22 protein-coding genes and 3 pseudogenes are annotated in these 23,945 nt (G+C 72.1%); 12 read left to right on the top strand and 13 right to left on the bottom strand.

The features are described 5' to 3' along the window. Positions 1 to 123: 123 nt before the first annotated feature. Both HCN52_RS04060 and HCN52_RS04055 read right to left on the bottom strand, forming a co-directional pair. Positions 124 to 378 carry a hypothetical protein gene (locus HCN52_RS04060; protein WP_168086967.1) on the bottom strand — a complete coding sequence of 85 codons (255 nt, stop codon included), beginning with the start codon at positions 376 to 378 and terminating at the stop codon, positions 124 to 126. A gap of 26 nt (positions 379 to 404) precedes the next feature. After that, positions 405 to 842 carry a hypothetical protein gene (locus HCN52_RS04055; RefSeq protein ID WP_168086966.1) on the bottom strand — a complete coding sequence of 146 codons (438 nt, stop codon included), beginning with the start codon at positions 840 to 842 and terminating at the stop codon, positions 405 to 407. A 122-nt stretch (positions 843 to 964) separates the two neighbouring features. On the opposite strand from HCN52_RS04055, the gene HCN52_RS04050 reads away from it, so the two are divergent. From HCN52_RS04050 to HCN52_RS04040, 3 genes are all read left to right on the top strand, one after another. After that, positions 965 to 1,174, top strand: coding sequence for a hypothetical protein (locus tag HCN52_RS04050; RefSeq protein WP_168086965.1), 210 nt, complete (start codon positions 965 to 967; stop codon positions 1,172 to 1,174). A gap of 101 nt (positions 1,175 to 1,275) precedes the next feature. Further along, the gene (locus HCN52_RS04045; protein ID WP_168086964.1) at positions 1,276 to 2,103 is read left to right on the top strand and encodes a helix-turn-helix domain-containing protein; all 828 of its coding nucleotides are present in this window, start codon (positions 1,276 to 1,278) and stop codon (positions 2,101 to 2,103) included. Beyond that, positions 2,100 to 2,312, top strand: a complete 213-nt coding sequence (locus HCN52_RS04040) for a DUF397 domain-containing protein (RefSeq protein WP_168086963.1) — start codon at positions 2,100 to 2,102, stop codon at positions 2,310 to 2,312. The genes HCN52_RS04045 and HCN52_RS04040 overlap by 4 nt, the downstream gene beginning before the upstream one ends. Before the next feature lie 189 nt (positions 2,313 to 2,501). On the opposite strand, the gene HCN52_RS04035 is transcribed toward HCN52_RS04040, so the two are convergent. Then, entirely contained in the window at positions 2,502 to 3,095 is a 594-nt protein-coding gene (locus HCN52_RS04035; RefSeq protein ID WP_168086962.1) for a hypothetical protein, read from the bottom strand. Between the two features lie 599 nt (positions 3,096 to 3,694). On the opposite strand from HCN52_RS04035, the gene HCN52_RS04030 reads away from it, so the two are divergent. Next, the gene (locus tag HCN52_RS04030; protein ID WP_168086961.1) at positions 3,695 to 4,444 is read left to right on the top strand and encodes an SAM-dependent methyltransferase; all 750 of its coding nucleotides are present in this window, start codon (positions 3,695 to 3,697) and stop codon (positions 4,442 to 4,444) included. A gap of 130 nt (positions 4,445 to 4,574) precedes the next feature. On the opposite strand, the gene HCN52_RS04025 is transcribed toward HCN52_RS04030, so the two are convergent. The 4 genes from HCN52_RS04025 to HCN52_RS04010 form a co-directional block, all read right to left on the bottom strand. Then, entirely contained in the window at positions 4,575 to 5,219 is a 645-nt protein-coding gene (locus HCN52_RS04025; protein ID WP_168086960.1) for an NUDIX domain-containing protein, read from the bottom strand. Then, positions 5,216 to 5,413, bottom strand: a complete 198-nt coding sequence (locus tag HCN52_RS04020; protein WP_168086959.1) for a hypothetical protein — start codon at positions 5,411 to 5,413, stop codon at positions 5,216 to 5,218. Before HCN52_RS04020 ends, HCN52_RS04025 begins: the two co-directional genes overlap by 4 nt. A gap of 183 nt (positions 5,414 to 5,596) precedes the next feature. After that, positions 5,597 to 6,178, bottom strand: a complete 582-nt coding sequence (locus tag HCN52_RS04015) for an HD domain-containing protein (RefSeq protein WP_168086958.1) — start codon at positions 6,176 to 6,178, stop codon at positions 5,597 to 5,599. Between the two features lie 19 nt (positions 6,179 to 6,197). Further along, the gene (locus tag HCN52_RS04010; RefSeq protein ID WP_168086957.1) at positions 6,198 to 7,304 is read right to left on the bottom strand and encodes a helix-turn-helix domain-containing protein; all 1,107 of its coding nucleotides are present in this window, start codon (positions 7,302 to 7,304) and stop codon (positions 6,198 to 6,200) included. 105 nt (positions 7,305 to 7,409) lie between these two features. Here HCN52_RS04010 and tgmA point away from each other — a divergent pair, with 105 nt between their 5' ends. From tgmA to tgmC, 3 genes are read left to right on the top strand one after another with little or no spacing between them, the layout of a single operon-like run. Continuing rightward, positions 7,410 to 7,664: a putative ATP-grasp-modified RiPP gene (gene tgmA / locus HCN52_RS04005; RefSeq protein ID WP_168086956.1), complete on the top strand. Its 255-nt coding sequence runs from the start codon at positions 7,410 to 7,412 to the stop codon at positions 7,662 to 7,664. Between the two features lie 3 nt (positions 7,665 to 7,667). After that, positions 7,668 to 8,627: an ATP-grasp ribosomal peptide maturase gene (tgmB, locus tag HCN52_RS04000; RefSeq protein WP_168086955.1), complete on the top strand. Its 960-nt coding sequence runs from the start codon at positions 7,668 to 7,670 to the stop codon at positions 8,625 to 8,627. Then, entirely contained in the window at positions 8,624 to 9,790 is a 1,167-nt protein-coding gene (gene tgmC, locus HCN52_RS03995; RefSeq protein ID WP_168086954.1) for an ATP-grasp peptide maturase system methyltransferase, read from the top strand. The genes tgmB and tgmC overlap by 4 nt, the downstream gene beginning before the upstream one ends. A gap of 49 nt (positions 9,791 to 9,839) precedes the next feature. Here tgmC and HCN52_RS03990 read toward each other — a convergent pair whose 3' ends face one another. Further along, positions 9,840 to 10,409: a hypothetical protein gene (locus HCN52_RS03990; protein ID WP_168086953.1), complete on the bottom strand. Its 570-nt coding sequence runs from the start codon at positions 10,407 to 10,409 to the stop codon at positions 9,840 to 9,842. Between the two features lie 262 nt (positions 10,410 to 10,671). On the opposite strand from HCN52_RS03990, the gene HCN52_RS03985 reads away from it, so the two are divergent. Then, the gene (locus HCN52_RS03985) at positions 10,672 to 11,958 is read left to right on the top strand and encodes a hypothetical protein (protein WP_168086952.1); all 1,287 of its coding nucleotides are present in this window, start codon (positions 10,672 to 10,674) and stop codon (positions 11,956 to 11,958) included. Positions 11,959 to 11,991: 33 nt separating this feature from the next. Here the strand turns inward: HCN52_RS03985 and HCN52_RS03980 are convergent. The 5 genes and pseudogenes from HCN52_RS03980 to sdhC form a co-directional block, all read right to left on the bottom strand. Beyond that, positions 11,992 to 12,694: pseudogene (locus HCN52_RS03980) on the bottom strand (alpha/beta fold hydrolase). Positions 12,695 to 13,940: 1,246 nt separating this feature from the next. Further along, positions 13,941 to 14,702, bottom strand: a pseudogene (locus HCN52_RS03975) (succinate dehydrogenase iron-sulfur subunit); the annotation flags it as partial. Continuing rightward, positions 14,702 to 16,456, bottom strand: coding sequence for a succinate dehydrogenase flavoprotein subunit (gene sdhA / locus HCN52_RS03970; protein ID WP_168086951.1), 1,755 nt, complete (start codon positions 16,454 to 16,456; stop codon positions 14,702 to 14,704). The gene sdhA and the pseudogene HCN52_RS03975, both read right to left, overlap by 1 nt. Before the next feature lie 22 nt (positions 16,457 to 16,478). Continuing rightward, entirely contained in the window at positions 16,479 to 16,967 is a 489-nt protein-coding gene (locus tag HCN52_RS03965; RefSeq protein ID WP_168086950.1) for a succinate dehydrogenase hydrophobic membrane anchor subunit, read from the bottom strand. A gap of 5 nt (positions 16,968 to 16,972) precedes the next feature. After that, positions 16,973 to 17,353 (bottom strand): succinate dehydrogenase, cytochrome b556 subunit, encoded by a 381-nt coding sequence (sdhC, locus tag HCN52_RS03960; protein WP_167933117.1) that lies wholly within the window; start codon positions 17,351 to 17,353, stop codon positions 16,973 to 16,975. 306 nt (positions 17,354 to 17,659) lie between these two features. Here sdhC and HCN52_RS03955 point away from each other — a divergent pair, with 306 nt between their 5' ends. From HCN52_RS03955 to HCN52_RS03940, 4 genes and pseudogenes are all read left to right on the top strand, one after another. Continuing rightward, on the top strand, positions 17,660 to 19,258 hold the full coding sequence (locus tag HCN52_RS03955; RefSeq protein ID WP_168086949.1) for a beta-N-acetylhexosaminidase: 1,599 nt from the start codon (positions 17,660 to 17,662) through the stop codon (positions 19,256 to 19,258). Between the two features lie 342 nt (positions 19,259 to 19,600). Next, positions 19,601 to 20,144: pseudogene (locus HCN52_RS25175) on the top strand (RNA polymerase sigma factor); the annotation flags it as partial. Positions 20,145 to 20,898: 754 nt separating this feature from the next. Beyond that, positions 20,899 to 22,482: an acyl-CoA mutase large subunit family protein gene (locus HCN52_RS03945; protein ID WP_168086947.1), complete on the top strand. Its 1,584-nt coding sequence runs from the start codon at positions 20,899 to 20,901 to the stop codon at positions 22,480 to 22,482. Between the two features lie 349 nt (positions 22,483 to 22,831). Further along, positions 22,832 to 23,945 (top strand): DUF6716 putative glycosyltransferase (locus HCN52_RS03940; protein WP_312876527.1); only part of this gene is annotated, 1,114 nt, incomplete at its 3' end.

Genomic DNA, 23,945 nt, shown 5'->3' with positions numbered 1-23,945 from the left:
GCACGACAGCACGGTGGTGCGCGTCCGCCGGTGAGTCGGCCCCCGCGCACCGCACTTCGCCGAGGCGGAGGACACCGGCGCCGGTGAACGCCTCACCCAGCCGCCGGATGAGGCCGCGGCGGGTCACCGGAGCGGGTGGTCCGGCCCCGCGGCACCGGCGGCACGGGACCGCAGCGCGGCGTTGAGGGTGGCGACCTCGTCGGTGCTGAGGTTGCCGAGGTGGACCAGGTAGCCGGTGCGACGGCAGCCGTCGCAGGGGTCGAGGACATCGATGTCGTCCAGCCGGACACCGAGGTCCTTGACGTGGTTGAACAGCTCGCGGGCGGCGTCCTCGGCCGCCTCGCGGTCGGAGTTGGCGAAGCTGATGTCTTCGAACACGGCGGTTCCTCGGGGGTGGTGGTCGGTCAGACCGACGACGAGTGGGTCGGATCCGGGGCGCCCGGGTGTCCCGGCCGGGGGAACCGCAGCGCGCGGGGGTGGCGGCGGACAGGGCGGGCGGAAACGGAGTAGAGGACTTCCACCGCGCGCCCGGTGCCGGCCCCGGGAGAGCCGGAGTGCTGCCCGACAGCGCAGATCCGGTCCGGTCCGCAGGTGTTGACGGAGACCGGCCGCCCGGCGAGCAGCGCCGCGAGCTGCACGCGGAGGTAGGCCGTGTCGGCGGCCCAGTCGCGGAACACGGCGGCGGCCTCGCAGCCGGGCCCGAGCGCGTGGGCGAGGCGCAGCCCGTCCTGCCGTATCCAGCTGACCGCGCCCCACGCGCCCGGCGCCCACCAGCCCCCGAGGTGCCACTCGCTTCCGGCATCCGGCGACCGGGCCACCGTCTCGGCCCAGTAGCCCTGCACTCGCCCAACGGCGGCCACAGGGACGTCCGCTTCGGTCACCGGCCCGTCGAGCGGCGACGTTCGTCGCACCGGGGGCCGATTGCCGTTCCAGGTCGGCTTCACCGCTGCTCCCGTCGTGACAGGTGAGCGTCGATCTGGGCTGCGAGAAGTGCGCTCCGGGTGACGAGCTCGGCGAGCGTCGGTGCCTGAGCTGCCCGGTCGTCGTGACGCGGCTCCGCCGGGCTTGCCGCGCCGACCTCGGTCGGGTCGTTCGCGAATGGGCAATCGGCGAGACATTTCTGATGCTTCATCAGCAGATCACGCTCTTTGTCGGTTCTGGTAACGCCTGGTGACTCCATGTGCTTCGATGGTTGCGTGTGGCCACGGTGGTGCGCCAGGGAGCCGGGTTGGACAGCTGGTGCTGTCCATGGAGAGCGGGAGCGGGGGAGCCGTCATGAAGATCGAGTCGCCGGCGGTGGATGCCAGGGACGACGGTGTGTCGCCACTGGGGGCGTTCGGGCGCGAAGTGAGGTTGGAGCGCGAGCGTCTGGGGATGACGCGTGCCCAGTTGGGGAACCGGGCGCACTGCGGGTACTCACTCGTGGCGAAGATCGAGTCGGGAGACCGGGTGGCGGTGCGGGAGTTCGCCGAGACCTGCGACGAGGTCTTCCCGCACGCCAACGGGCGGTTCGTGCGGCTGTGGGAACTGGTGCTGATGTTCGCCTACCCGAGCTGGTTCCGCCCCTACGTCCGGCTGGAGCAGACCGCCACGGCGATCTGTGAGTACCACCCTGTGCTGGTGCCGGGGCTGGTGCAGACCGAGGGGTACGCGAGGGCGATCTTCCAGGGGAGGCGGCCACCGAACCTGGACGACCTGGTCACGGCGAGGATGGAGCGCCAGCGCATCCTGACGAGGGAGGAACCGCCTCGTCTCTGGCTGATCCTCGAAGAGGGCGTACTGCGGCGAGGCATCGCCGAACCCTCCGTCATGGCAGCGCAGTTCGAGCAGCTGCGCCGCATCGCGACCAACCCGCACCACGTGGTGCAGTTCATCCCCGACAGCACCGCCAGCTACCCGGCGGTCGGCTACCCCTACAGCGTTCTGTCGTTCGACGAAGGCGCCGACGTCGTGCACGCCGACGGGTTTCCGGCCGGTCATGTCATTGCCGAATCCGACGCTGTGAGGACAGCCCGGCGAGCCTATGATCTGCTCAAGGCCACAGCGTTGCCGCCCGAGGAGTCGGTCGCGCTGCTCGACTCCGCAATGAAGGACCTGACATGACCGAGGTGCACCTGCCCGCCGCCACCGCCTGGCGCTCGTCCACCTTCAGCGGGGACAACGGCGGCAACTGCCTGGAGGTCGCCGACGGGGTGCCGTCGGTGGTGCCCGTGCGCGACTCGAAGGTGCCCGGTGGCGCGGTGCTGCTGGTGGAGCACGCGGCCTGGTCCGCGTTCGTGGCGGTCGTGAAGCGCCGCGACCTCGCGAGCTGACCGCGGCCGAAGTCCTGACCGCGCGGAGCAAGGTCACGCTGCCGAGCGCATCATCACCGTGAGGCGGGAAGGGGCCGGCTGCGGCCGATGTCCTCGTACCCCGCGCGTTCGCTGTCCGGAACTGCCGGCGCGCGCCAACACCCCTGATAGTCAAGCGGGTTGGCGCGCACCGGCACCGGTGAGCGTGGGTCAGCTGTCGTGCTCACCGTCGGTGATCTCGATGACGAGGTCCGACCCTTCGGTGGTGATCTCGTACTCGGGCATCAGTCCGTTCTCGGAGTTGATGCCGATCACGGCCTCCAGCATGCCCTCGAACTGGAGGACCGGGTAGTAGTGGACGACTCGGTCACCGTCGAAGGTGATGTCCTCGTACACGTCCTCGTCCCCGGTGCCGTCCTGGCCCGGGATGTGGAGCTTGAGGTACCAGTGCCCCTCGACTCCGTCGTGGGTCTCGTCGGCGCGGTCGCCGCCCCGGTAGATGGGGTTCACGAAGTAGTCGCCGAGCGGCTCGCGTGCCCCGTCCGCGAACGTCAGCCGCACGATGTCGGCGTCCTCGCCCGCCTCCACAGTGACGTCCTCGAGCAGCGAGGGCCCGGTGGACTCGGACTCCTCATCGCTGTCGGAACCCTGCGATGCGAGCTCTATTTCCGCGTCGTCCTGGGAAGCGGACTCCGAGGTCTCCGCGCTCTCCTCGTCCGAGTCGCTCCCGCACGCCGACAAGGCCAGCACGGCCGCTGCCGCCACCGCTGTCGCCCGAACGCCCGCTCCGCGCATGCTCCGCATATCCCTGACCCTCCTGTCGCCTCCGGCCGGGTCCCCGGCCGCTTCCCGCCGCATGCTTCCGGTGCCTGATGGCCCCTTCGGGGACGACACGCCGCGCGCACAGAACCCCAAAAGCCAAACAAAACAGTCGGGTTCGGCTGAGAGAAGCCCCCTCACATCCCGTGGTTCCACCACGCGCCGGACCGCGCGACGATCACAAAGGGGCAGCGCGTCGAGGACGACGGACGTTCTGCGACGACTCGTCCGCGCGAGTTCGGCCGCCGGCCCACCCGTGAGAGCGGCCGCCTCACCGCTGCCCTTCGGCCACAATCTCCGACGACCACTCCGCCCCCTGGGCCCGCCGGCCCGGACCACCCGCCGCGCCGTGTCCCGTTCAGTACCTCCGGAACTCCGGGTGGCGCTGGGGTCGGTGGTGCGTGGCGGGACGGGTGGCCTGGGGATCCGGGGGTGCGAGCTGGTCGCGAGCGCACGGCTCCTCTTCGGCCCGTCGACCGGCGGGTGACATCACGGGGCGTGAACGGAGCAGGCGGGACGGCGGCGGCTCGGGACTCCGTGGAAATCAGCTGCGCGGGAGGCCGCGGCGGTGTGACGATGCGCCGATGGACGCCTACCACCGGCACACGGTGACCCACGCAGACCACCCCGTCGCAGCACCGTTGTCGGACCGCGCCGTGGAGGTGGTGCTCGACCGCACCGTCCCCCGTGACGGCACCGTGCGGCTGCTCGACCTCGGCTGCGGGGAGGCCGTCTGGCTGCGGCGAGCGCTGGCCGCGCGCCCCGGGGCCACCGCGGTCGGCGTCGACCTCGACGAGCCCGGCCTCGCCGTCGGCCGACGCGCGGCCGAGCGAGAAGGTGTGGCGGACCGGTTGCGGCTGGTCCGCGAGGACGCCGCGCTGCACGTCTCCGACCGTCCTGCCGACACGGTGCTCTGCGTCGGCGCGACCCACGCCTTCGGCGGTCTGCCGCCCGCACTGGAGGCGGCTCACGGCCACCTGGCGGACGGCGGCACGGTCGTCGTGGGGGAGGGGTTCTGGGAACGGGAACCGGAGGGCGCAGCCCTGGACGCACTCGGCTGCGGCCCGGACGCCTACGACGACCTGCCCGGCACGGTCCGCCGCGTCACCGACGGCGGCTGGGTCCCGGTGTACGGGCACGTCAGCACCGTCGAGGAGTGGGACGACTACGAGTGGTCGTGGACCGGCTCCCTGGCCCGCTGGGCGCTCGACCACCCCGACCACCCGTCCGCCGCCGAAGCTGCCGCGACCGCGCGTGAGCACCGCGACGCCTGGCTCGGCGGCTACCGGGGAACCCTCGGATTCCTCACCCTCGCGCTGCGCCGGGCCCGATAACCCACACCGGTCCGCGACCGCGATCCGTACGCCTGTGCGTCAGCGCAGGTGGGTCTGCTGCCATGTCGTCGACCAGGGGCTGTCGGACGGGCTACGGGCGGGGGAGGGCACTCGATTCGATGCCACGCTGTCACCCCGGGCCGCCCTCACACACCAGGAGCGGCCCGGGGCGATGACGTTCCCACGGTGCGGTGTCCACCGGACTACTCCCGGCGGGCATCCGCCGCGCCGGGTTCCGACCTCTTTTCCCCACCGACCGGTAGGCCGTTCCGCAAATACTCCGGGCCGCCCGAGTCCAGCCCCCCAGCGCTGCCGCACACCGCGGCCCCGCCCGTTCCGACAACCAGGTGGTCACCTGGCCGGGAAGGACGAAGGCGATCTCCGCCACCTCTCCGTCATCCTCCTGCGGCTGCAACCGGTCGACCCGCACCCCGTCCAGCGTGCCGCCGTCGAAGATGAACGCCAGCTGGTCGTCCCACGGGCCGTGCGGGGCCACCCAGTCCACCACCAGCAGACGCCGTGCCGACACCTCCAGCCCGAGTTCCTCGGCCAGCTCCCGCCGCACAGCGTCCTCCGGGGCCTCGTTCTCCTCCGCCATACCGCCCGGCAGGTCCCACCCCGGCTTGTACGTCGGTTTCACCAGCAGCACGCGACCCTCCGGGTCGCGCACGATCGCGTCGGCGGAGACCCGCTTGCGGGCCTGCCTGGCATTGCCCTCCGCCAGGTACGCGTTCCAGGCTTCGGGGTCGGCGGGCGAGGGTGCGCTCGACTTCATGCGGGGATACCTCCCGGGGGCTGCGGCGGGATGATGTCGGCCAGCAGCAGCATTCCCGGCCTTCGTGACTCGTCGAACCGCTCCAGGTACTCTCGCACCGGCCGGTGGCCCGCCCGTGACGCGAGCTGCCGGCGGACTTCGTCCAGTTGCACCACCATCCGGACCGACGCCAGCAGCGGGCTCGCGCTCAACATGCCCTGCCCGGCGGCGACCGCTGCGTCCAGGTCACCGCACCGGAGGTGAATGTCGACCTGGCTGATGCGGCCCGCAGCCGGGCATCGATGAGCCCAACGTTCGCCTGGTCGTTGCCTGATTCCCGCGGTCTACGCCCGGGTCGTGGAGGAAGCCGCCGCGCCCAGGGCCCGTACGTCAGGGTGTCAGCGCAGGTAGGTCTGCTGCCATGTCGTCGAGTTCATCGTGAGAGCTGCTTCGGCGAGAGACCGTGCCGAAGCTGTCCTGAGCTTGGCGATGCTGCTGTCGATCCACGGCTGGACGTTCGAGCAGCCTTGTTCGCGGTACTCGACGGCTTGGATGAGGCACTCCAGCTTGTCGGCGTCGCGGGCGCAGGCGACCTCGAGGGAATCGCCGTTCTCGTAGTCGTCGACGATCCGCCGGGCCTCGCTGCGCACGGCCGGATGTGCGTCGGCGAGCTGGTCCGCGGTGACGGACTGATTGTCAGCGGCGTCGAGGTAGCGGCGACCGATGTGCGGGATGTCGCCGACGCGGGTCTCCTGGGTGTCGTGCCAGAGGCCCAGCAAGGCTGTCCTGGCCGGGTCGGCGCCTTCCATCATGGCGAGGACGGAGCCGATGAGAGCGGTCCGGAAGCTGTGCTCGGCGATGGTCTCGGGGTCCTTCACCCCGGCGATCCACCAGCCGGAACGCTTGGCGCGCTTGAGCATTCCCATCTCCAGCAGGAAGCCCGCGGTCCCCGCTGCCTGCTCCTGCTCCGTGTCCGCCATGAAGGTGCCCTCCGATGTGTCACGCGCGGTTCTCGCCTAGAACGTAATGCACAGCACTCAGCTCCCGCCTGGCTCTTCGGGAGATCCCGCCGCGATCGAGAAGCTGCGCCGCGTGGGCTGCCAGGCCGTCCGCCAGGGCAGGGTCCGCCTGTGGCAGCCACCGGTTGGTGGTCAGCAGCGCCCACAGCGAGTGGACGTACAGCTCCCGGTAGGCCGGAGCCTGGTGCAGGCCGCTCGCCAGGCCGTGCAGGAGGCGGACGGGGTCCCAGCCGACTGCCTCGCGACGCATGAAGTGGTCACCCGGCTGCGCGTCGCGGATGGCACCGAACCAGTAGGCCCAGTAGTTGAGGTTCGCACGTTCGGCTGACTCGTTGCCCGCAATGCTCCGGTCGATGAACTCCATCAGTGGCTCGCGGTCACCGAGTCGTGCCAGGGCAGCGGCGGTTGAGCGTGCTGTGGACCAGCGAGGGTTCCAACCCGGCGTGGGGAGCTGGTTGCGGCTGCTGTGCAGCGCCTGCCGCCGGATCCACGACACCGCCGCGGAGGTTCGCTCGTAGCTGCAGAGGTAAAGGGCCTGGCGGTGAAGGAGCAGTCCGTCGTCTCCGGCCTGTATCGCGGACTCGGCGGTCTCCCGGAGACGGGAGAAGAACACACCCCGAACGGGCGGCGGCAGGAGCGGGGCCTGGGCCACCGGTCCGCGGCGCCTTGTCACCGAGGGGCGGACGAGAGCAGGAGGGGCGGTCCCGTTCAGCGCCCAGGCGATCATGTGGGCCGTCTCGCGCGTGTGGACCCAGTTCGCGAGTGGATGACGGCGGCCGGCCTCCGGGTGGATGGTCGCGGTGATGACGCGGTCCGCGTCCATCGCCGGGCCGATTCGGCGAAGTACACGCGGGTCAGCACCCAACGCGAGCAGCCGGTGTCGTACATCGAGAAGTACGCCCGCCTTGACGTTGACGAGCGGCCGCCGTCCGGTCTCCCAACCCTGCCAGGTGGCAAGGTCGACACCCATCGCTTCGGCCATGCCGGCCTGGGTGCGGATGGTTGTGCTCTCCCGGGCGATGCGCAGGACGAACCCGGCGATCGTCCCCGCTGTCGCGTGTCCGTGTGCGACCCCCTTGACGGCCATGCCACCCCCTCGGTAACCGAACTCGTACTCACAGTCAGTTCTACGCCGACCAGCGGGACCGTAGCGTCGGATTCGGCAACAGTCACCGCCACGGAGGAGGTAAGGATGACCATCGCCATCGAGACCGCCACGCGTCCCTGGGGTGCCGGACGACTCGCCCCGTACCCGACCGTCACCCGCCGCGGGCACGCGTCGGTCACGATCGACCCCGGCACCCAGCTCGGCGTCTTCACCGACCAGAACGGAACGGTGATCGACATGGGTAAGCACGGGACCGGCAAGGGCACCGAGACCAGTACCACCACCAACTCGGACTCCGCACCGGACCAGGGGCACGATCAGGACTCCGAGCAGGACTGATCTGTGGTCGACGACAGGCCGGTGCTCGTGGCGACGGAGGTCGACGACCTCACCGCCGACATGGTGATCGCGGAGCTGAACCGGAGAAGCGTGCCGGTAACCAGGTTCAACCCCGCCGACATCGGGGCTGCCCTGGTGGTTTCAGTCCGATTCGGCGAGCGCCCGGCCCCCGTGTCCGGGCAGCTCCGCACCCCGTCGAGAGCTGTCGACCTGGCCCGCGTCCGGTCGGTCTACTGGCGCCGACCGGTGTGGCCCGCCTTCGGCCATCTCGGCGCGGACGACGCGCGGTTCGCGGCGGCGCAAGTCCGGTACGGCCTCGGTGGCGCCCTCTATGCACTCGACGGGCCGCTGTGGGTCAACCATCCACTGCGCAACGCCGCCGCGGACTACAAGCCCCACCAGCTCGCCGTCGCCGGGCGCCTCGGTCTGGCCGTGCCGCCGACGCTGGTCACGAACGACCCGCAGGCGGCGCGCACTTTCATCGACAGACACCACCGGGTGATCTTCAAAACCCTGCGGTGGACGCCCTACCGGCGTGACGGCGCCCCTGTGACCTGCTGGGTCCAACCGGTCACTGCTGCTGAGGTCGACGAGAGTGTGGCAGTGGTGCCGCATCTGTTTCAGGCCGCCGTGGACAAGGTGGCCGACCTTCGCGTCCTGGTTGTCGGCGACGAGGTGTTCGCCGTCCGCATCGATTCCGGGATGCTGGACTGGCGCATGGACTACTCGGCGCTCTCCTACCGCGTCGTGGAGCTGCCCGCCGGCGTGGTGAGCGCGCTGCTCGCGTACCTCGCCCACTTCCGACTCGTCTCAGGGAGTTTCGACATGGCGGTGGACAGGGCTGGTGACCTGTGGTGGCTGGAGCTGAATCCGAACGGACAGTGGGGGTGGTTGGAGGAGTCCACCGGCCTTCCGATGTCCTCCGCGGTCGCGGAGTTGCTGACGCAAGGAGCCGCACCGTGACCGACACCTCCCCGGAGCGGAACGCGCTCGCGGCCCGCCTGATGCGAGCGGGGGTGCTGTCGAGTTCCCGCTGGCGGGCGGCTGTGGAGGCCGTGCCGCGCGAGCTGTTCCTGACCCCCGGCGTGTTCCTGCCCGCGGAGGGCGGCCGATGGCGTCCGATGACGGTTGCGGCAACGCCCCCCGCCGACTGGGTGCGGCTCGCCTACCGCGACGAGTCCCTGACCACCCAGCTCGACGGGCACCTCACCGCAGACCAGGCCGACGGCCTGGTGGCCGGCTCACCGACCTCCTCGTCCACCACCCCGGTCACCGTCGTGGACATGCTGGAGAAGCTGGAGGTGGACGACGCCCACCGGGTACTGGAGATCGGCACGGGCAGCGGCTACTCCACAGCTCTGCTGTGCTTCCGGCTCGGGGAGGACAACGTCACCACGGTCGAGGTGGACCCGCACGTCTCTGCCCGAGCCGACGCCGCCCTGGAGAGCGCCGGCTACTCGACGTGGACCGTCACCGGCGACGGGCTTCTCGGCCACCCGCGCCGCGCTCCGTACGACAGGGTCATCGCCACGTGCGCCGTGCGCCGCATCCCCTACACCTGGATCAGGCAGACGAAGCCCGGCGGCATCGTCCTGGCCACGATCGGCGGTACGTGGCTCTACGGGACCGGCCTTGCCAAGGTCACCGTCGCCGAGGACGGCTCCGCGGAGGGCGGGATCATCGGCCGCAGCTCGTTCATGCAGGCCCGCTCACAGGCGGAGACACCCGTTGACGGCGACCTCTCCGCCCGGACCGCGTACGCGGACGGCGAACGCGAGGCGGAGGTGTGCCCGCTGCTGCTCCAGGAGTGGATGCCCGCGTTCCTCGCGCAGCTCGCGACCCCGGGTGCGCGCTTCACCCGCGCCACGTCCTCGACGGGCGAGCGGCTGCTGTACCTCTTCGACCCGGACCGTGAATCGTTCGCCTCGTTCACCGAGCGCGGTGGCAGCTGGAGGGTCCGCCAGGGCGGCCCCGCGGCGCTGTGGGACGTGATCGAGCAGGCTCTTGCCGCATGGCAGGACGCAGGTCGCCCCGACATCACCGCTGTGCGGCTGCGCGTCACGCCGGAGAGCCACACCTACTGGATCGACGGCCACCCCGCGTTGCGTTGGCGGCACGACGTCTGACCGGCGATGCGATCGAGGCGCCGCCCCCACGGGCCGTCGCCCGGCGGGATCAGGCGCTGATCGAGCGGAGCCAGGCGACCTGGTGGGCGATGGCCGGGCCGGCGTGCGGAGTGGTGGCGGGGATCATCGTCGAGTGGTGGCGGCCGCCCGAGGTCACACCCACCTGGATGTAGCCCGTGGTGCGCTCCTCGCGCATCAGCAGGAACAACAGACCGAGCAGGCAGAACACCGCGAAGACGCAGGCCAGGACGATGCCGGTGGTGGTGATGGACTTCTCGGTACGGGAGAGGTCGTTGAACGTCCACACCGCCCCGCGCAGCGGCATCGGCCCGGCGGGGGTCAGGATCGCGTCCGGCATCACCGTGATGTCGCCGATGTACAGCAGCGGCGCGCCCTGCTGACCCTGCGGTGCCATGGGCGCCTGTGACGGGGAGCCGGCGTCGTACGCCCCCGGCGCGTAGGGGCCGGGCTGCCCGCCCTGCGCGTTCGGCTGCGGCGTTCCGTAGCCGCCCTGGGCCGGGTACGGGCCCTTCGTCAGGTCGACGGGCGGCGCGGCCGGCTGCTGTGACTGCTGCCCGTTCGGCCCCCACTGGTAGCCGTGCGGATCGCCCTGGTTCATCCGTAACCCCCCACTGCACTGCCGCGCCGCGGAACGGCCCACGGTGCCCGCTACGAGATTACGTCAGAGCGCGCGGCGAGGCGGTGGAGGACCCGTAACAGCTCTGAACCGGCAGTGATGTTCCCGCCGACGCGGGGATGGGCACACTGCGGGGACGGGAACACCGGGGGTGGCCGGGCGGGGCGGTGGGGCCTCGTGCGGAGCGGGCCGGGCCGGTGAGGGGGTGACCCCGCTGCTCCCGGGGGGAAACATGCGGAGAGTCGTGACGGACCCTCGGGCCGTCGACTGGGTGGCGTCGGCGCTGGGCGGTGTGGTGCTCGTCGTCGCGGTGCGTCTGGTGGCGACCGTCGACCGGGTCGACGCGCTCGTGCGTGCCGGGACGGGGGGTGCCGCGTGGGCGGCGCCGTGGCTGGCCGCCTGGGCCCCCGACATGCCGACATGGACCGACGCGGCGGCGGTGCTGGGAACCCTCGACCACCCCGGGGCGGGGTGGGTGGCGACCCGCGGCCTGGTGCTGGGGGTGCTGTTCGCCCTGGGCTGCCGGCTTGCGCTGCGGTACCTGCTGCCGACACCGCGTCAGGGCGCGTGGGCGGCGGTTGCCTGCTGGGCCGCGGTGGCACCCGCCTCGGTGCTGAGCACCGTGGCCGTGGTGGTCATGGCCGCACCGCCGGGCTCGGACCTGACGTCCGCCGTCGCTCTCGAGTCCGGCGCCGCGGTGGTGCTGCCCACCGCCCTGGCACTGCCGGTCGCCGTCCTGGTGGCGCTGACGGCATGGGCGGGCCGCACGGTGATCGACCGGTCGGCCCCCGACCACGACACGGTTCCTGAAGGCGACGCACCCGACGCGGCGGCGGACACGGCACCGGGGCCGCCCGTCGAAACGACGCCTGCCGTCGCGCCGCCTGCCGGGACGACGCCTGCCGGCATGACAGCACGTCCGTCCGTTCGCGCTCGGCGGCCCGCCGTGGGCGCGGCCACCGTCACGCTGGCCGTGGTGGCCGGCGTCGGGGGAGCGGCCGAGGCGGAGCCCCCGTGGTTGTCGCGCGACGCCACGGGCCCGTGGTGGTTGGTGGGGCGATTCCTCGTTCCGACCAGCTGGTCGATCGGCCGCTTCGTCCCGGACGACCCCGGCCTCCTGGACCGGCTGGCCGATCTCGTCGGCGCGGTGCTGTACATCCTGCTGTTCGCTCTCCTGCTCCGGCAGATGCTGACGCGGATCACCGAGCGCACCCCGCAGGCGCTCGCGGTCACCGGCGTGTGGGTCTCCGTCGCCGCGGGCAGCGTCGCTCACGTGGCCGGTGCTCTGGCCCTGCACGCGACCTTCGTCGACGGTTCGGTCTTCGACGGCGGGGCGCTCGCTGCCTGGTGCTTCCAAGCCGTCACCGCCTTCTCCGCCGGCCTCGCGGTCTGGGGGGCCGTCGCCGGGTGTGTGGCCTGGGGCGTGCTGCGGCGCGCGGGGGACGGGGCAGGAGAGCCCGCGCCGACCGACGGCGGTCACGGTCCGGACGACGGCCCGGAGGATGACGAACTGGTGCTCACTGGCCGCTGAGCCCCGTGCGGGCGTTGCTCTGCACGGGCTGCCTCAGTTCTCCTCCGCGGCCTCCAGCAGGACCCGGGCCAGCTCCGCCGGGGCCGACAGCATCGGCCAGTGACCGGTCTCCAACCGCACCAGCCGCCACCGGCCCGCAGCGAGCGGCTCGACCGCCGGCGGGGGCGGCTCCGCGCCGTCCAGCAGGCACTTCACGTACGTGGCGGGCAGGCCGCCCGCCGGGTGGGACAGCCGGGCCGGTTCCGTCAGCGTGGCGCCCGGGTGCGGCGTGCCCCCCCACCACCAGCCGTTCCACGGACTCGGCGTCCAGACCCTGCCCCGCGTAGTCCGCCGCCGCGGGCGGCGGCCACCGGCCGTCGTGGGCCGCCAACGCCGGCTCCACCATGGCGCGGCCGCCCGGCCAGGAGTCCACGAAGGACTGGCCGTCGACCGGGACGGTGGCGTCGACGTACACCACGCGCCGCAACCGGTCGCCGATCCGCTCCGCCGCCTGGCCGACCGGGATGCCCGAGTAGCTGTGTCCCACCAGGACGACGTCCCGGAGGTCCAGCCGCTCGACCGCGCCCACGATGTCGGCCACGTGGTCCTGCTGCCCGGCCGACTCCCCGCCGCGCTCCGCCAGGCCGCCCAGCGTCAGCGGCAGCGCGCCGTGGCCGGCGGTCCGCAGCGCCGGGGCGATCTCCGCCCAGGCCCAGGCGCCGAGCCAGGCACCGGGTACGAGTACGAATTCCGTCATGCCGGGCACGCTAGCGCGCCCCACCGACAACCGCCGCCGGGAGACGTCCGGACGGCGCCCCGCCGCGGTCGGCACCCGCGCCCCGGCACCCGCGAACGGCGACGGGACCCCGGACCGCTCACGTGTCGCGCAGCCGGACGCCGGTGCCGCCGGCTGCGGGCGCGGCGTCGCACCCGGGAGCGCGTTGATCCGAGCGGCACCGGCGTCCGGGGTCCGCCGTGAGCTGTGGGGGAAACGCGGATGCGTGGCACTCCCGAGGGGAGTGCCACGCATCCGAGGAGGCGGACGTGCCGTCCGAGGCGCCGGGTCACTCCACCCGCGGGTCGTTCATCTCGGTGATCTCGATGTGGATCTCCGAGCCCTCGGTGGTGATCTCGTACTCGGGCTGCTCGCCGTACTCGGAGTTGATGCCGATCGCGATCTCTATCCCGCCCTCGAACTTCCCGAAGGGGAGAACGTGGGCGACCATGCCGTCGAACGTCGCTTCTTCGGGGGTGTCCGTGTCGGTGCCGTGCCCCGAGGTGAGGAGGAAGCGGAGCGTCCAGTCGCCGTCGACCTCGATCGGCTCGTCGGCGAAGTCGCCGCTGAGGAAGTAGACGGGAGCCACGAACCGCTCCCACTCGTACTCCGGGGCGGCGCCGTCGAACTCCAGGATCACGGTCTCCGAGCCCTCGCCCTCCTCCACCGTGATCTCCGTGAGGGGGCCGGCCTGGGCGTCGCTGTCGGTCTCCTCCGCGGTCATCTGCACATCCGGCCCCTCCGCGTCCTCCTCCTGCGCGGTGGACTCCGAGGACTGCGATGCCTCCGATGTCTCGTCGTCGGAGCCGCTTCCGCATGCCGACAGTGCCAGAACGGCCGCCGCCGCCATCGCCGTGTACCGAACGCCTGCTGCCCGAGTGCTCCGCATGTGCTTCCCCTTCACGTGTCCCCGGGGCCGGTCCTCCCGGCCCGTCCCGCAGCATGCTTCAGGCCCCGCGTCACGCATCCCGGGACGACACGCCGCACGCGCAGGACCCCAAGTTGCAAACAAATTGGTCGAGTTGGGCCGAGAAGCGCGCCCCGGTCCCGCTGGGTCCACCACGGGAAACGACCCATGGTGACGAGCGCGCGACGACGCGTCCAGGTCGTCGGCGTGGTGCACGCCGCTGGGCTCCCGGCGTTCGTGGCCCGGGTCCCGCGGACGCCCCTTCCCGCAGATCTTCAGCCACACATCACCCGGGCCCCGCCCCCCCCGTGACGCCGAACGGCGGCGGGTGATCAGCGCCTGCTTCACCTCGGCGATGGCCTTGGTGACCTCGATGCCGCGGGGGCACGCGTCGGTGCAGTTGAACGTGGTGCGGCAGCGCCACACCCCGTCCTTGTCGTTCAGGATCTCCAGCCGCTGCTCCCCGGCCTCGTCACGCGAGTCGAAGATGAAGCGGTGCGCGTTGACGATCGCCGCCGGGCCGAAGTACTGGCCGTCGTTCCAGAACACCGGGCACGAGGAGGTGCATGCGGCGCACAGGATGCACTTGGTGGTGTCGTCGAACCGCTCGCGGTCCGCGGCGGACTGCCGGCGCTCGCGCGTCGGCTCGTTCCCGTTGGTGATCAGGAACGGCATCACGTCGCGGTAGGCCTGGAAGAACGGCTCCATGTCGACGATGAGGTCCTTGAGGACGGTCAGGCCCTTGATCGCCTCGACGGTGATCGGCTTGGCCGGGTTCAGGTCCTTGATCAGCGTCTTGCACGCCAGCCGGTTGCGGCCGTTGATGCGCATGGCGTCCGAACCGCAGATCCCGTGGGCGCAGGAACGGCGGAACGTCAGGGTGCCGTCCTCCTCCCACTTGATCTGGTGCAGCGCGTCCAGGACGCGCTCCTTCGGGTCGATGTCGATCACGAAGTCCTGCCAGGACGCGTCCGCGGAGACCTCCGGGTTGAACCGGCGGATGCGGAAGGTGACCGTGATCTTGTGCGAGGCGGCGCTGTCGGCGGCGCCGGCCTCCGGCTTCTCGACGGTGGCGGTGCTCATCAGTACTTACGCTCCATCGGCTGGTAGCGGGTCTGGACGACCGGCTTGTAGTCCAGCCGGATCGAGTCGGTGCCCTCGGCGTCGACCTCGCGGTACGCCATGGTGTGGCGCATGAAGTTGACGTCGTCGCGGTCCGGGTAGTCCTCGCGGTAGTGACCGCCGCGGGACTCCTTGCGGGCCAGGGCGGAGACGACCAGCACCTCGGCCAGGTCGAGCAGGTTGCCCAGCTCGATGGCCTCCAGCAGGTCGGTGTTGAACCGCTTGCCCTTGTCCTGGACCGAGATGTCCTTGTAGCGCTTGCGCAGGGCCGCGATGGTGTCGCGGGCCTCCCGCAGCGTCTCCTCGGTGCGGAAGACCATGGCGTTCTTGTCCATGGTCTCCTGCAGCTCGTTGCGGATCTCCACGACCCGCTCGGAACCGGTGGCGTCGCGCAGCATCTCGACCTGGCCGGCGACGAAGGACTGCGGGTCCTCCGGCAGCTCGACGTAGTCGGCGGTCGCCGCGTACTCGGCGGCGGCGATGCCCGCCCGGCGCCCGAACACGTTGATGTCGAGCAGCGAGTTGGTGCCCAGGCGGTTGGCGCCGTGGACCGACACGCAGGCGACCTCGCCGGCGGCGTAGAGGCCGGGAATCACGTCGGTGTTGTTGGCCAGTACCTCGCCGCGCACGTTGGTCGGCAGGCCGCCCATCGCGTAGTGCGCGGTCGGCTGGATCGGGATCGGGTCCGTGTACGGCTCGATACCCAGGTAGGTGCGGGCGAACTCGGTGATGTCCGGCAGCTTGGCGTCCAGCTGCTCCGGCGGCAGGTGCGTGAGGTCCAGGTAGACGTGGTCGGCGTCCGGACCGCAGCCCCGGCCCTCGCGGATCTCGGTGTAGATCGAGCGCGAGACCATGTCACGCGGCGCGAGGTCCTTGATCGTGGGGGCGTAGCGCTCCATGAAGCGCTCGCCGTCCTTGTTGCGGAGGATGCCGCCCTCGCCGCGGGCGCCCTCGGTGAGGAGGATGCCCATCTTCCAGATGCCGGTCGGGTGGAACTGGAAGAACTCCATGTCCTCCAGGGGGATGCCCCGGCGGAACGCGGCGGCCTGCAGGTCGCCGGTGAGGGTGTGGGCGTTGGAGGACACCTTGTAGAACTTGCCGTTGCCGCCCGAGGCGAAGACGATCGACTTCGCCTGGAAGACGTGGAGTTCACCGGTGGCCAGCTCCAGCGCGACGACGCCGGCGGCCTTGCGCACGCCGTCCACCTCGTTGAGGAGGACGTCCAGGACGTAGAACTCGTTGTAGAACTCCACGCCCTCCTTCACACAGACCTGGTACAGCGTCTGGAGGATCATGTGGCCGGTGCGGTCCGCCGCGTAGCAGGAGCGGCGCACGGGCGCCTCACCGTGGTTGCGGGTGTGGCCGCCGAACCGGCGCTGGTCGATGGTGCCGTCCGGGGTCCGGTTGAACGGCAGGCCCATCTTCTCCAGGTCGAGGACGGAGTCGATGGCCTCCTTGGCCAGGATCTCCGCGGCGTCCTGGTCGACCAGGAAGTCGCCGCCCTTGACGGTGTCGAAGGTGTGCCACTCCCAGTTGTCCTCCTCGACGTTGGCCAGGGCGGCGGCCATGCCGCCCTGCGCCGCGCCGGTGTGGGACCGGGTGGGGTAGAGCTTCGTCAGTACGGCGGTGCGGCTGCGCTTGGTGGCCTCGATGGCGGCACGCATACCGGCGCCGCCCGCACCGACGATGACGGTGTCGTACTTGTGGATCTGCATCTGTCTCGTCAGCCCCGGTGCGTCAGCGGATGTTCGGGTCGAAGGTGAAGATCACCAGCGTGCCCAGCAGGATGGTGAAGGTCGTCGCCGTGTACAGCAGGACCTTCAGCCAGAAGCGGGTGTTGTCGCGCTGCGCGTAGTCGTTGATGATCGTCCGCATGCCGTTGGCGCCGTGCAGCATGGCCAGCCAGAGCATGATCAGGTCCCACGCCATCCAGAACGGCGAGGCCCAGCGGCCCGCGACGAACGCGAAGCTGACCTTGGAGACGCCGCCGTCCAGCACGAGCTGGATCAGCAGGTGACCGAGGACCAGGAAGACGAGCAGGATGCCGGACAGCCGCATGAACAGCCAGCCGTACAGCTCGAAGTTGGTGCGGGTGGACCGCGGGGTCCGCGTGGTGCGCGCGCGGGGCGGCTCGATCACCGGCGCGGGGTTCTCGGGGGAGTAGCGCTCGCCCTCGACCGCGGTGGTGCCCGAGGCGGCGGCGGTGGTGGTGTTTTCGGTGGTCATCTCGATCAGCTCCCGAACAGCTCACGGAAGGCGTGCGACAGAACCGGGTACGCGGCACCGGCCATCAGCAGGCCCCACAGCCCCATGACGCTCCACAGCAGCTGCTTCTGGTAGCGAGCGCCCTTGCTCCAGAAGTCGACCGCGATGACACGCAGGCCGTTGAGCGCGTGGAAGAGGACGGCCGCGACGAGGCCGTACTCCATGAATGCCACGAGCGGGGTCTTGTAGACCGCGACAGTGTCGTCGTACGCCTCGGGCGAGACGCGGACGAGCGCGGTGTCGAGCACATGGACGAACAGGAAGAAGAAAACGAGGACACCGGTGACTCGATGAGCCACCCATGACCACATGCCTTCCCGGCCGCGGTACAGCGTTCCTGCCGGCACGGAAATACCCTCCGGGAGCCGAATGTCGGGAGCGGGTGCCGGTGTCACCGCCTCGCGGAGGCCGCCGGTCCCGAGCCGGGTACGGTCCACCGGCCGGGCGATATCGTATCGACGGCTTCCGGGCCTCTCGGACCCGGGGGCTCAGGTGTGAGCAATCAGGCACGGATGGGTGAGGCCCGAGCGGTGCGCCCGGCGGCCTCGCCGGGCCCGTCGCACGCGGCCGCCGGCCGGCCCCGGGGCGCTCCACTGGGCCGGACGGACCCGCTCCGGTCACCGCTTGTCGGCCCGGGTCGCTACGGTCGACCCATGGCTCGTGTAGTGATCGGTGGCGTCGTGGCCGCCATGGTGGTGCTCGTCGCGCTCGGCGTCGTCGTGTTCGGTCCCGACCCCTCCGCGGAGGACGACGCACCGGTCGCGTCGCCCCCGCCCACCCCGGAGGAACCGCGCGTCCGGCCCTCGGGGCCGCAGGAGGCGCCGCGGGCCATCCCGGCCGTGCGGTCGTGGGAGCCGGCCGACGGCAGCGGCTGGGCCGTCACCCCCGACACCCGGGTCGTCGCGGTCCTCGACGGCGTGCTGGACGACGAGGCCGAGCGGCTCGCGGACGAGCTGTCCGTCCCCGTCGTGGAGGGCGACGAGGCGCTGCTCGGCGACGTGCTGTTGCGGGTCGACCCGGACGCGCCGCTGGAGCGGGAGGAGTACACCCTCGCCAGCCGCGACGGCGTCCTCACCATCACCGGCTCGCACGACGCCGGGGTCTTCTACGGCACCCGCACCCTGGTGCAGTCGGTGCAGGAGTTGGGCGGCGTCGCCGAGGGCGAGGTCCGCGACGCGCCCGACCGGCCGCAGCGCGGTTTCATGCTGGACATCGCCCGCAAGCACTTCCCGGCGGAGTGGATCGAGGACCGGCTGCGGCAGATGGGCGACCTCAAGTACAACCAGCTGCAGCTGCACTTCAGCGACGACCAGGGGTTCCGCATCGAGAGCGAGGAGTACCCCGAGGTCGTCTCCGAGGAGCACCTCACCCAGGACGAGGTGCGGCGCATCCTGGCGCTGGCGGAATCGCTGCACATCACCGTGATCCCGGAGATCGACTCGCCCGGCCACCTCGGCGCGGTGCTCAACGCCTACCCCGACCTGCGCCTGTTCGACCGGGACGGCGAGGCGGTCCGGGGCGCGATCGACATCTCGCAGGAGCGGGCGGGCGAGCTCATCGACGGCCTGACCCGCGAGTTCGCGCAGCTGTTCCCGGGCCCCTACTGGCACCTCGGCGGTGACGAGTACGGCGCGCTCTACTACCGCGACCCGCAGGCGTCCTTCCCCGGGCTGGCCGCCGCGGCACGCGAGGAGTTCGGCCCCGCCGGTACCGTCCAGGACCTCGCCACCCGCTGGCTCAACGACCGGGCCGACACCGCCCGCGACCTGGAGCGGCTGCCGCAGGTCTGGAACGACGGCATGCACGCCGGCGGGGAGATCCAGCCCGACGCCGAGCGGGAGGTCACCTACTGGACCGGTCGGGAGATCGGCGCCCGCCCGCCGGAGGAGTACCTGGAGGGCGGCTGGCAGCTGATCAACATGAGCAGCGAGTACCTGTACTACGTCCTCGGTGAGCCGGTGGGCTTCGTCTACCCCACCGGTGAGCGCATCTACGAGGAGTGGACGCCCGAGGTGCTCCGGGGGAGTGAACCGGTCGATCCCGCGCTGGGCGGGCCGGAGAACATCCTGGGCGGCCGGTTCGCCGTCTGGTGCGACCTGGCCGACCGGCAGAGCGTGGCGGAGGTCGCCGACGGTATCCGGCTGCCGCTCCACGCGACCTCGCAGAAGCTGTGGAACCCGGACGAGCCGGAGCTGAGCTGGGAGGAGTTCACCGCCCTGGCCGACCGCCTGGAGGCCGGCGTCCGCGCCTGAGCCGGCAGCGGGCCACCGTCGGGCCGGTGGCCCGGCGGGAGCGGCGGCGGCTCGGGCAGGCAGCCGGGGCCGCCACCCCCCACAGGAGAGGCCCCGGCCGCCGCTCGGTGACGGGCCCCGCGGCGCCCGCCTCCACCGAGTACAGCGTCCCGTCCCCGGAATCCGTTACCGCCGGCGGGGGCCGCTGTCCCGGGGGTGACGACGGCTGCGCGGCGCCGCGTTGCCGGTGGTACCGGGAGAGGCGACCGGGATGGACGGGTTCGCCCGGCTCGCGTAGCGTTCGTTCCCGGGAGACGCACAGTGATCGGCTCGGCCGTGGATGTGCGAGGAGGGGGCGGGAACGTGCTGGGGGAAGACGAGGAACTGACGGCGGCGCTCTGTGCCGCCCGCACCGGGGACGACGCGGCCTTCCGTACGCTCTTCCGGGCGCTGCATCCGCGGTTGCTGGGCTATGTGCGCAGCATTGTCGCGGAGCCCGACGCCGAGGACGTCACCGCGGAGGCCTGGCTGCACATCGCGCGGGACCTCCACCGGTTCGACGGCGACGCCGACCGGTTCCGGGGCTGGACCACCCGGATCGCCCGCAACCGGGCGCTGGACCACCTCCGCTCCCGGGCGCGCCGGCCCGCGGACCCGCTCGACGAGGTCGCGCTCGGCGAGATGCCCTCACGCGCGGACACCGCCGAGGAGGCGATCGTGGCACTGGGCACCACCGACGCCTTCGCGCTGGTCGGCCGCCTCCCGCGGGAGCAGGCGGAGGCGGTCGTGCTGCGCTCGGTGCTGGGCCTCGACGCGGCACGGGCGGCCGGGGTGCTCGGCCGGCGCCCCGGGGCCGTCCGGACCGCGGCGCACCGGGGCCTGCGCCGGCTCGCGGAACTGCTCGACGGGCGGCGTCCCGCGCAGGCGTCCGGGCCGGGGCACGCCGTCCCGGACACCCAGGCCCGCCGGCAGGGGGAGCACATCCAGCCGACCGGGGAGCGCGCCCGCGCGTCGGGGGAGCGCTCCCACGCGCAAGGGGAGCGCTCCCATACGCCGATCCCGGCGGCCGAGCAGCGACGCCGGACCGCTCGGGGCGCCCCGGCGGAACCGCTGGTGGGGCCGATTCCGGCCGGACGCCGCGCTGCACCGGTCCTCGCCCAGCGGGCCACGAGCCGCCCCGGGCACGCACCCGCGCCGCACCCGCCGCACCCGCCGCACGCGGTGCTGCCGGAACAGCGCAGCCACCCCCCGGGCGAGGGCGGCGTGCGCGGGCAGACGGTCCCGCGGGACGCCGCGCCCACCGCCACCGACGAATCCCGGCCGGAAAACACGACCTGCCCTTCGTAACGCCGGAGCGGTCTGCAACGCTGTACCTAGTGGGCCGACTGGTCATCGGTCCGCTGTGGCCCCCGTGGTTCCCCCCGTACCCCAGGGGCCGGCGCGGGCGGGGCGTATCCCCCTCGCTCCGCCCGCGCACCTCACCGGCCGTGCCCGGCGCCCGCCGGCACCGGCCGCGCCGCGTGCCCGCTCCGCGGCGCCCTCTCCTCTTCGGGGACGGCGTACCTCCCGCCCCGGCCCACCGCTCGCTACAGTCCTAGCGCGGGGACCTGCCACAAGCAGTCCCGCACCACGGCATTCCGAGCGGAAGGCACTGACAGAGCATGGCGCGCGAGTCCGAATCCGGCACACCGATCGAGCCGGTCTACGGCCCGGAGGCACTGAAGGGGTGGGACGCCGACGAGCGGCTGGGCGCCCCCGGCGTCTATCCGTACACCCGCGGCGTCTACCCCAGCATGTACACCGGTCGCCCCTGGACGATGCGCCAGTACGCGGGGTTCGGCACCGCCGCGGAGTCCAACGCCCGGTACAAGCAGCTGATCGCCAACGGCACCATGGGGCTGTCCGTCGCGTTCGACCTGCCCACCCAGATGGGCCACGACTCCGACGCGCCGCTCGCCCAGGGCGAGGTCGGCAAGGTCGGCGTCGCCATCGACTCCATCGACGACATGCGGGTCCTGTTCGGCGGCATCCCGCTGGACAAGGTGTCCACGTCGATGACGATCAACGCCCCCGCCGCGCTGCTGCTGCTGCTCTACCAGCTCGTCGCCGAGGAGCAGGGGGTGCCGGCCGACAAGCTGACCGGCACCATCCAGAACGACGTGCTCAAGGAGTACATCGCCCGCGGCACCTACATCTTCCCGCCCAAGCCCTCGCTGCGGCTGATCGCCGACATCTTCAAGTACTGCCGCGCCGAGATCCCGCGGTGGAACACCATCTCCATCTCCGGCTACCACATGGCGGAAGCGGGCGCGACGCCCGCGCAGGAGATCGCCTTCACCCTCGCGGACGGTATCGAGTACGTCCGGACCGCCGTGGCGGCCGGAATGGATGTGGACGACTTCGCGCCTCGGCTGTCGTTCTTCTTCGTCTCGCGCACCACGATCCTGGAGGAGGTCGCGAAATTCCGCGCCGCCCGCCGGATCTGGGCGCGTGTGATGCAGGAGGAGTTCGGCGCGAAGAACCCGAAGTCGCTGATGCTGCGGTTCCACACCCAGACCGCCGGCGTGCAGCTGACGGCGCAGCAGCCGGAGGTGAACCTGGTCCGCGTCGCCATCCAGGGACTCGGCGCGGTCCTCGGCGGCACCCAGTCGCTGCACACCAACTCCTACGACGAGGCCATCGCGCTGCCCACCGACAAGTCGGCCCGGCTCGCGCTGCGCACTCAGCAGGTCCTCGCCTACGAGACGGACGTGACGGCCACCGTCGACCCGTTCGCCGGCTCGTACGTGGTGGAGTCCCTCACCGACGACGTCGAGCGGGCCGCCCTGGAGCTGATGGAGCAGGTCGAGGAGCGCGGCGGTGCCGTCGAGGCCATCGAGCAGGGCTACCAGAAGATGGAGATCGAGCGCAGCGCCTACCGGCAGGCGCTCGCCACCGACGCCGGTGAGCGCGTCGTGGTCGGTGTCAACCGCTACCAGCTCGACGAGGAGGAGCCCTACGAGCCGCTGCGCGTCGACCCCGCCATCGAGGCCCAGCAGGTCGAGCGGCTGCGGGTGCTGCGTGCCGAGCGCGACCAGGGTGCGGTGGACGCCGCCCTCGCCGAGCTGCGCGCCGCCGCCGAGGGCCAGGACGCCAATGTGCTGTACCCGATGAAGGAGGCGCTGCGCGCCCGCGCCACCGTCGGGGAGGTCTGCAACCTGCTGCGGGAGGTGTGGGGCGCGTACGTCCCCTCCGAGCGCTTCTGACGCGCTCCGGTCACCGCCGCGCACCACCCGGCCCGCCGCCCCTCGTCGCAGGGACGGCGGGCCGTCGCGTTCGCCGACCGCGCGGCGCACCCGGTGGCCGAGGCCCCCGACATCCCCGCGAAGCGCTCGGGAGTTCCGGGTGAACGGAGTACCCGCCGAGTGACCGGAAAAGTGATCCGCGGGTGAACGGAGAACCCTTCATCGGTGAATTGGTTTTCTTCTTGGGCCAGTTGGGAATCGGGCCACCCGCTGTTCATGTTCCATTGCGGGCGCGTTGGTCCGAGAGGCCGAATGGCTGCCTAGCTTCCGAGTTGTGCCCGCGACACCGAATTCACCGGTGCGAGCCGCCGTGCTCGCCGACTCCGACACCCGCTGGAAGTGGGGTGCGCTGACCGCCCGCGCCCTCGCCCCCGGCGCGGACGTCGCAGCCCGGCTGCTGCGGGGCCGGGCCACCCCCACCGCGCGGCAGCTCGCCGACACCGGGGTCGCCGCCGACGACGCCCGCGAGACCACACTCACCGGCTTCCTCGACGAGGTCGCCGCGCGCGGCGGCGAGGCGGGCGACGCGGCGAGCGACGGTGACCGCGACGCCCCGTACGACGTGCTGGTCCTCGCCTGCGTCGGCCACACCGTGCAGGCCGTCCTCCAGGGGCTCGCCCGCGCGTGGCCCACCACCGCCCGCCGCCCGGTGGTCGTCACCGGGTACTGCGGCGTCGTCTACGAGAAGCTCACCGAGGGGTTGCTGCTGCGCCACGGCGCCGACCTGCTCCTCGCCGGCTCCGACTGGGACACCCGCCGCTTCCGCGAGACGCTCACCGGGGTCGGCGCCGACGCCCGCCCGGTCACCACCTGGCCGCTGCCGTTCCTGGGCGGCGAGCCGCACGACGCGGCGCCCGCCGCCCGCGGCGACCGGCCCTTCCGCGTGGTCTTCGCCGTGCAGCCCTCCGTACCCGACACCCCGGCCGCGCGCCGCTACCTGCTGGACCGTGCCGTCGGCCACGCCCGCCGCCACCCGGACCGCGAGGTCGTCCTCAAGCTCCGCAGCGTCCCCGGCGAGCAGACCACCCATGTCGAGGAGACGCCCTACCAGCGCCTGGCCGCACGTGTCCGCGGCGGGCTGCCCGCCAACGTCCGCCTCGCCTACGGGCACATGGGCGCGCTGCTGGACACCACCGACCTGCTGGTCACCGTCAGCTCGACCGCCGCGCTGGAGTCGCTCAGCCGGGGCGTCCCCACCGCCGTCCTCACCGACCTCGGCGTCCGCGAGCCGCTCGGCAATCACTGGTTCACCGGCTCCGACTGCCTGGCCTCCTGGGACGAACTCGACGCCGGGCACCTCCCCGAGGCGGACCCGCACTGGCTCGCCGACCGCGGCGTCACCGCCCCGCCCGGCGCCCCGGACCCCGGCGCCGCCGCCCGACACGCGCTCGCCGAGCTGCTGGCCGTCGCCGCCGGCCCCGGAC

The organism is Streptomyces bohaiensis (genome assembly GCF_012033785.1).
Lineage (GTDB): Bacteria > Actinomycetota > Actinomycetes > Streptomycetales > Streptomycetaceae > Streptomyces > Streptomyces bohaiensis.
Note: the sequence above shows the minus strand (reverse complement) of the source record. Positions and strands in the feature narration are given on the sequence as shown.

What these genes read in the sequence shown, in the direction of transcription:
- HCN52_RS03945 (WP_168086947.1), top strand. Translation starts at nt 20,899, where the DNA reads ATGGCGCGCGAGTCCGAATCCGGCACACCGATCGAGCCGGTCTACGGC.
- HCN52_RS04035 (WP_168086962.1), bottom strand. Translation starts at nt 3,095, where the DNA reads ATGCGGAGCATGCGCGGAGCGGGCGTTCGGGCGACAGCGGTGGCGGCA.
- HCN52_RS04045 (WP_168086964.1), top strand. Translation starts at nt 1,276, where the DNA reads ATGAAGATCGAGTCGCCGGCGGTGGATGCCAGGGACGACGGTGTGTCG.
- sdhA (WP_168086951.1), bottom strand. Translation starts at nt 16,456, where the DNA reads ATGCAGATCCACAAGTACGACACCGTCATCGTCGGTGCGGGCGGCGCC.
- HCN52_RS04015 (WP_168086958.1), bottom strand. Translation starts at nt 6,178, where the DNA reads ATGGCGGACACGGAGCAGGAGCAGGCAGCGGGGACCGCGGGCTTCCTG.
- tgmA (WP_168086956.1), top strand. Translation starts at nt 7,410, where the DNA reads ATGACCATCGCCATCGAGACCGCCACGCGTCCCTGGGGTGCCGGACGA.
- HCN52_RS04020 (WP_168086959.1), bottom strand. Translation starts at nt 5,413, where the DNA reads ATGTTGAGCGCGAGCCCGCTGCTGGCGTCGGTCCGGATGGTGGTGCAA.
- HCN52_RS04030 (WP_168086961.1), top strand. Translation starts at nt 3,695, where the DNA reads ATGGACGCCTACCACCGGCACACGGTGACCCACGCAGACCACCCCGTC.
- HCN52_RS03965 (WP_168086950.1), bottom strand. Translation starts at nt 16,967, where the DNA reads ATGACCACCGAAAACACCACCACCGCCGCCGCCTCGGGCACCACCGCG.
- HCN52_RS04025 (WP_168086960.1), bottom strand. Translation starts at nt 5,219, where the DNA reads ATGAAGTCGAGCGCACCCTCGCCCGCCGACCCCGAAGCCTGGAACGCG.
- HCN52_RS03990 (WP_168086953.1), bottom strand. Translation starts at nt 10,409, where the DNA reads ATGAACCAGGGCGATCCGCACGGCTACCAGTGGGGGCCGAACGGGCAG.
- HCN52_RS03955 (WP_168086949.1), top strand. Translation starts at nt 17,660, where the DNA reads ATGGCTCGTGTAGTGATCGGTGGCGTCGTGGCCGCCATGGTGGTGCTC.
- HCN52_RS04040 (WP_168086963.1), top strand. Translation starts at nt 2,100, where the DNA reads ATGACCGAGGTGCACCTGCCCGCCGCCACCGCCTGGCGCTCGTCCACC.
- HCN52_RS04010 (WP_168086957.1), bottom strand. Translation starts at nt 7,304, where the DNA reads ATGGCCGTCAAGGGGGTCGCACACGGACACGCGACAGCGGGGACGATC.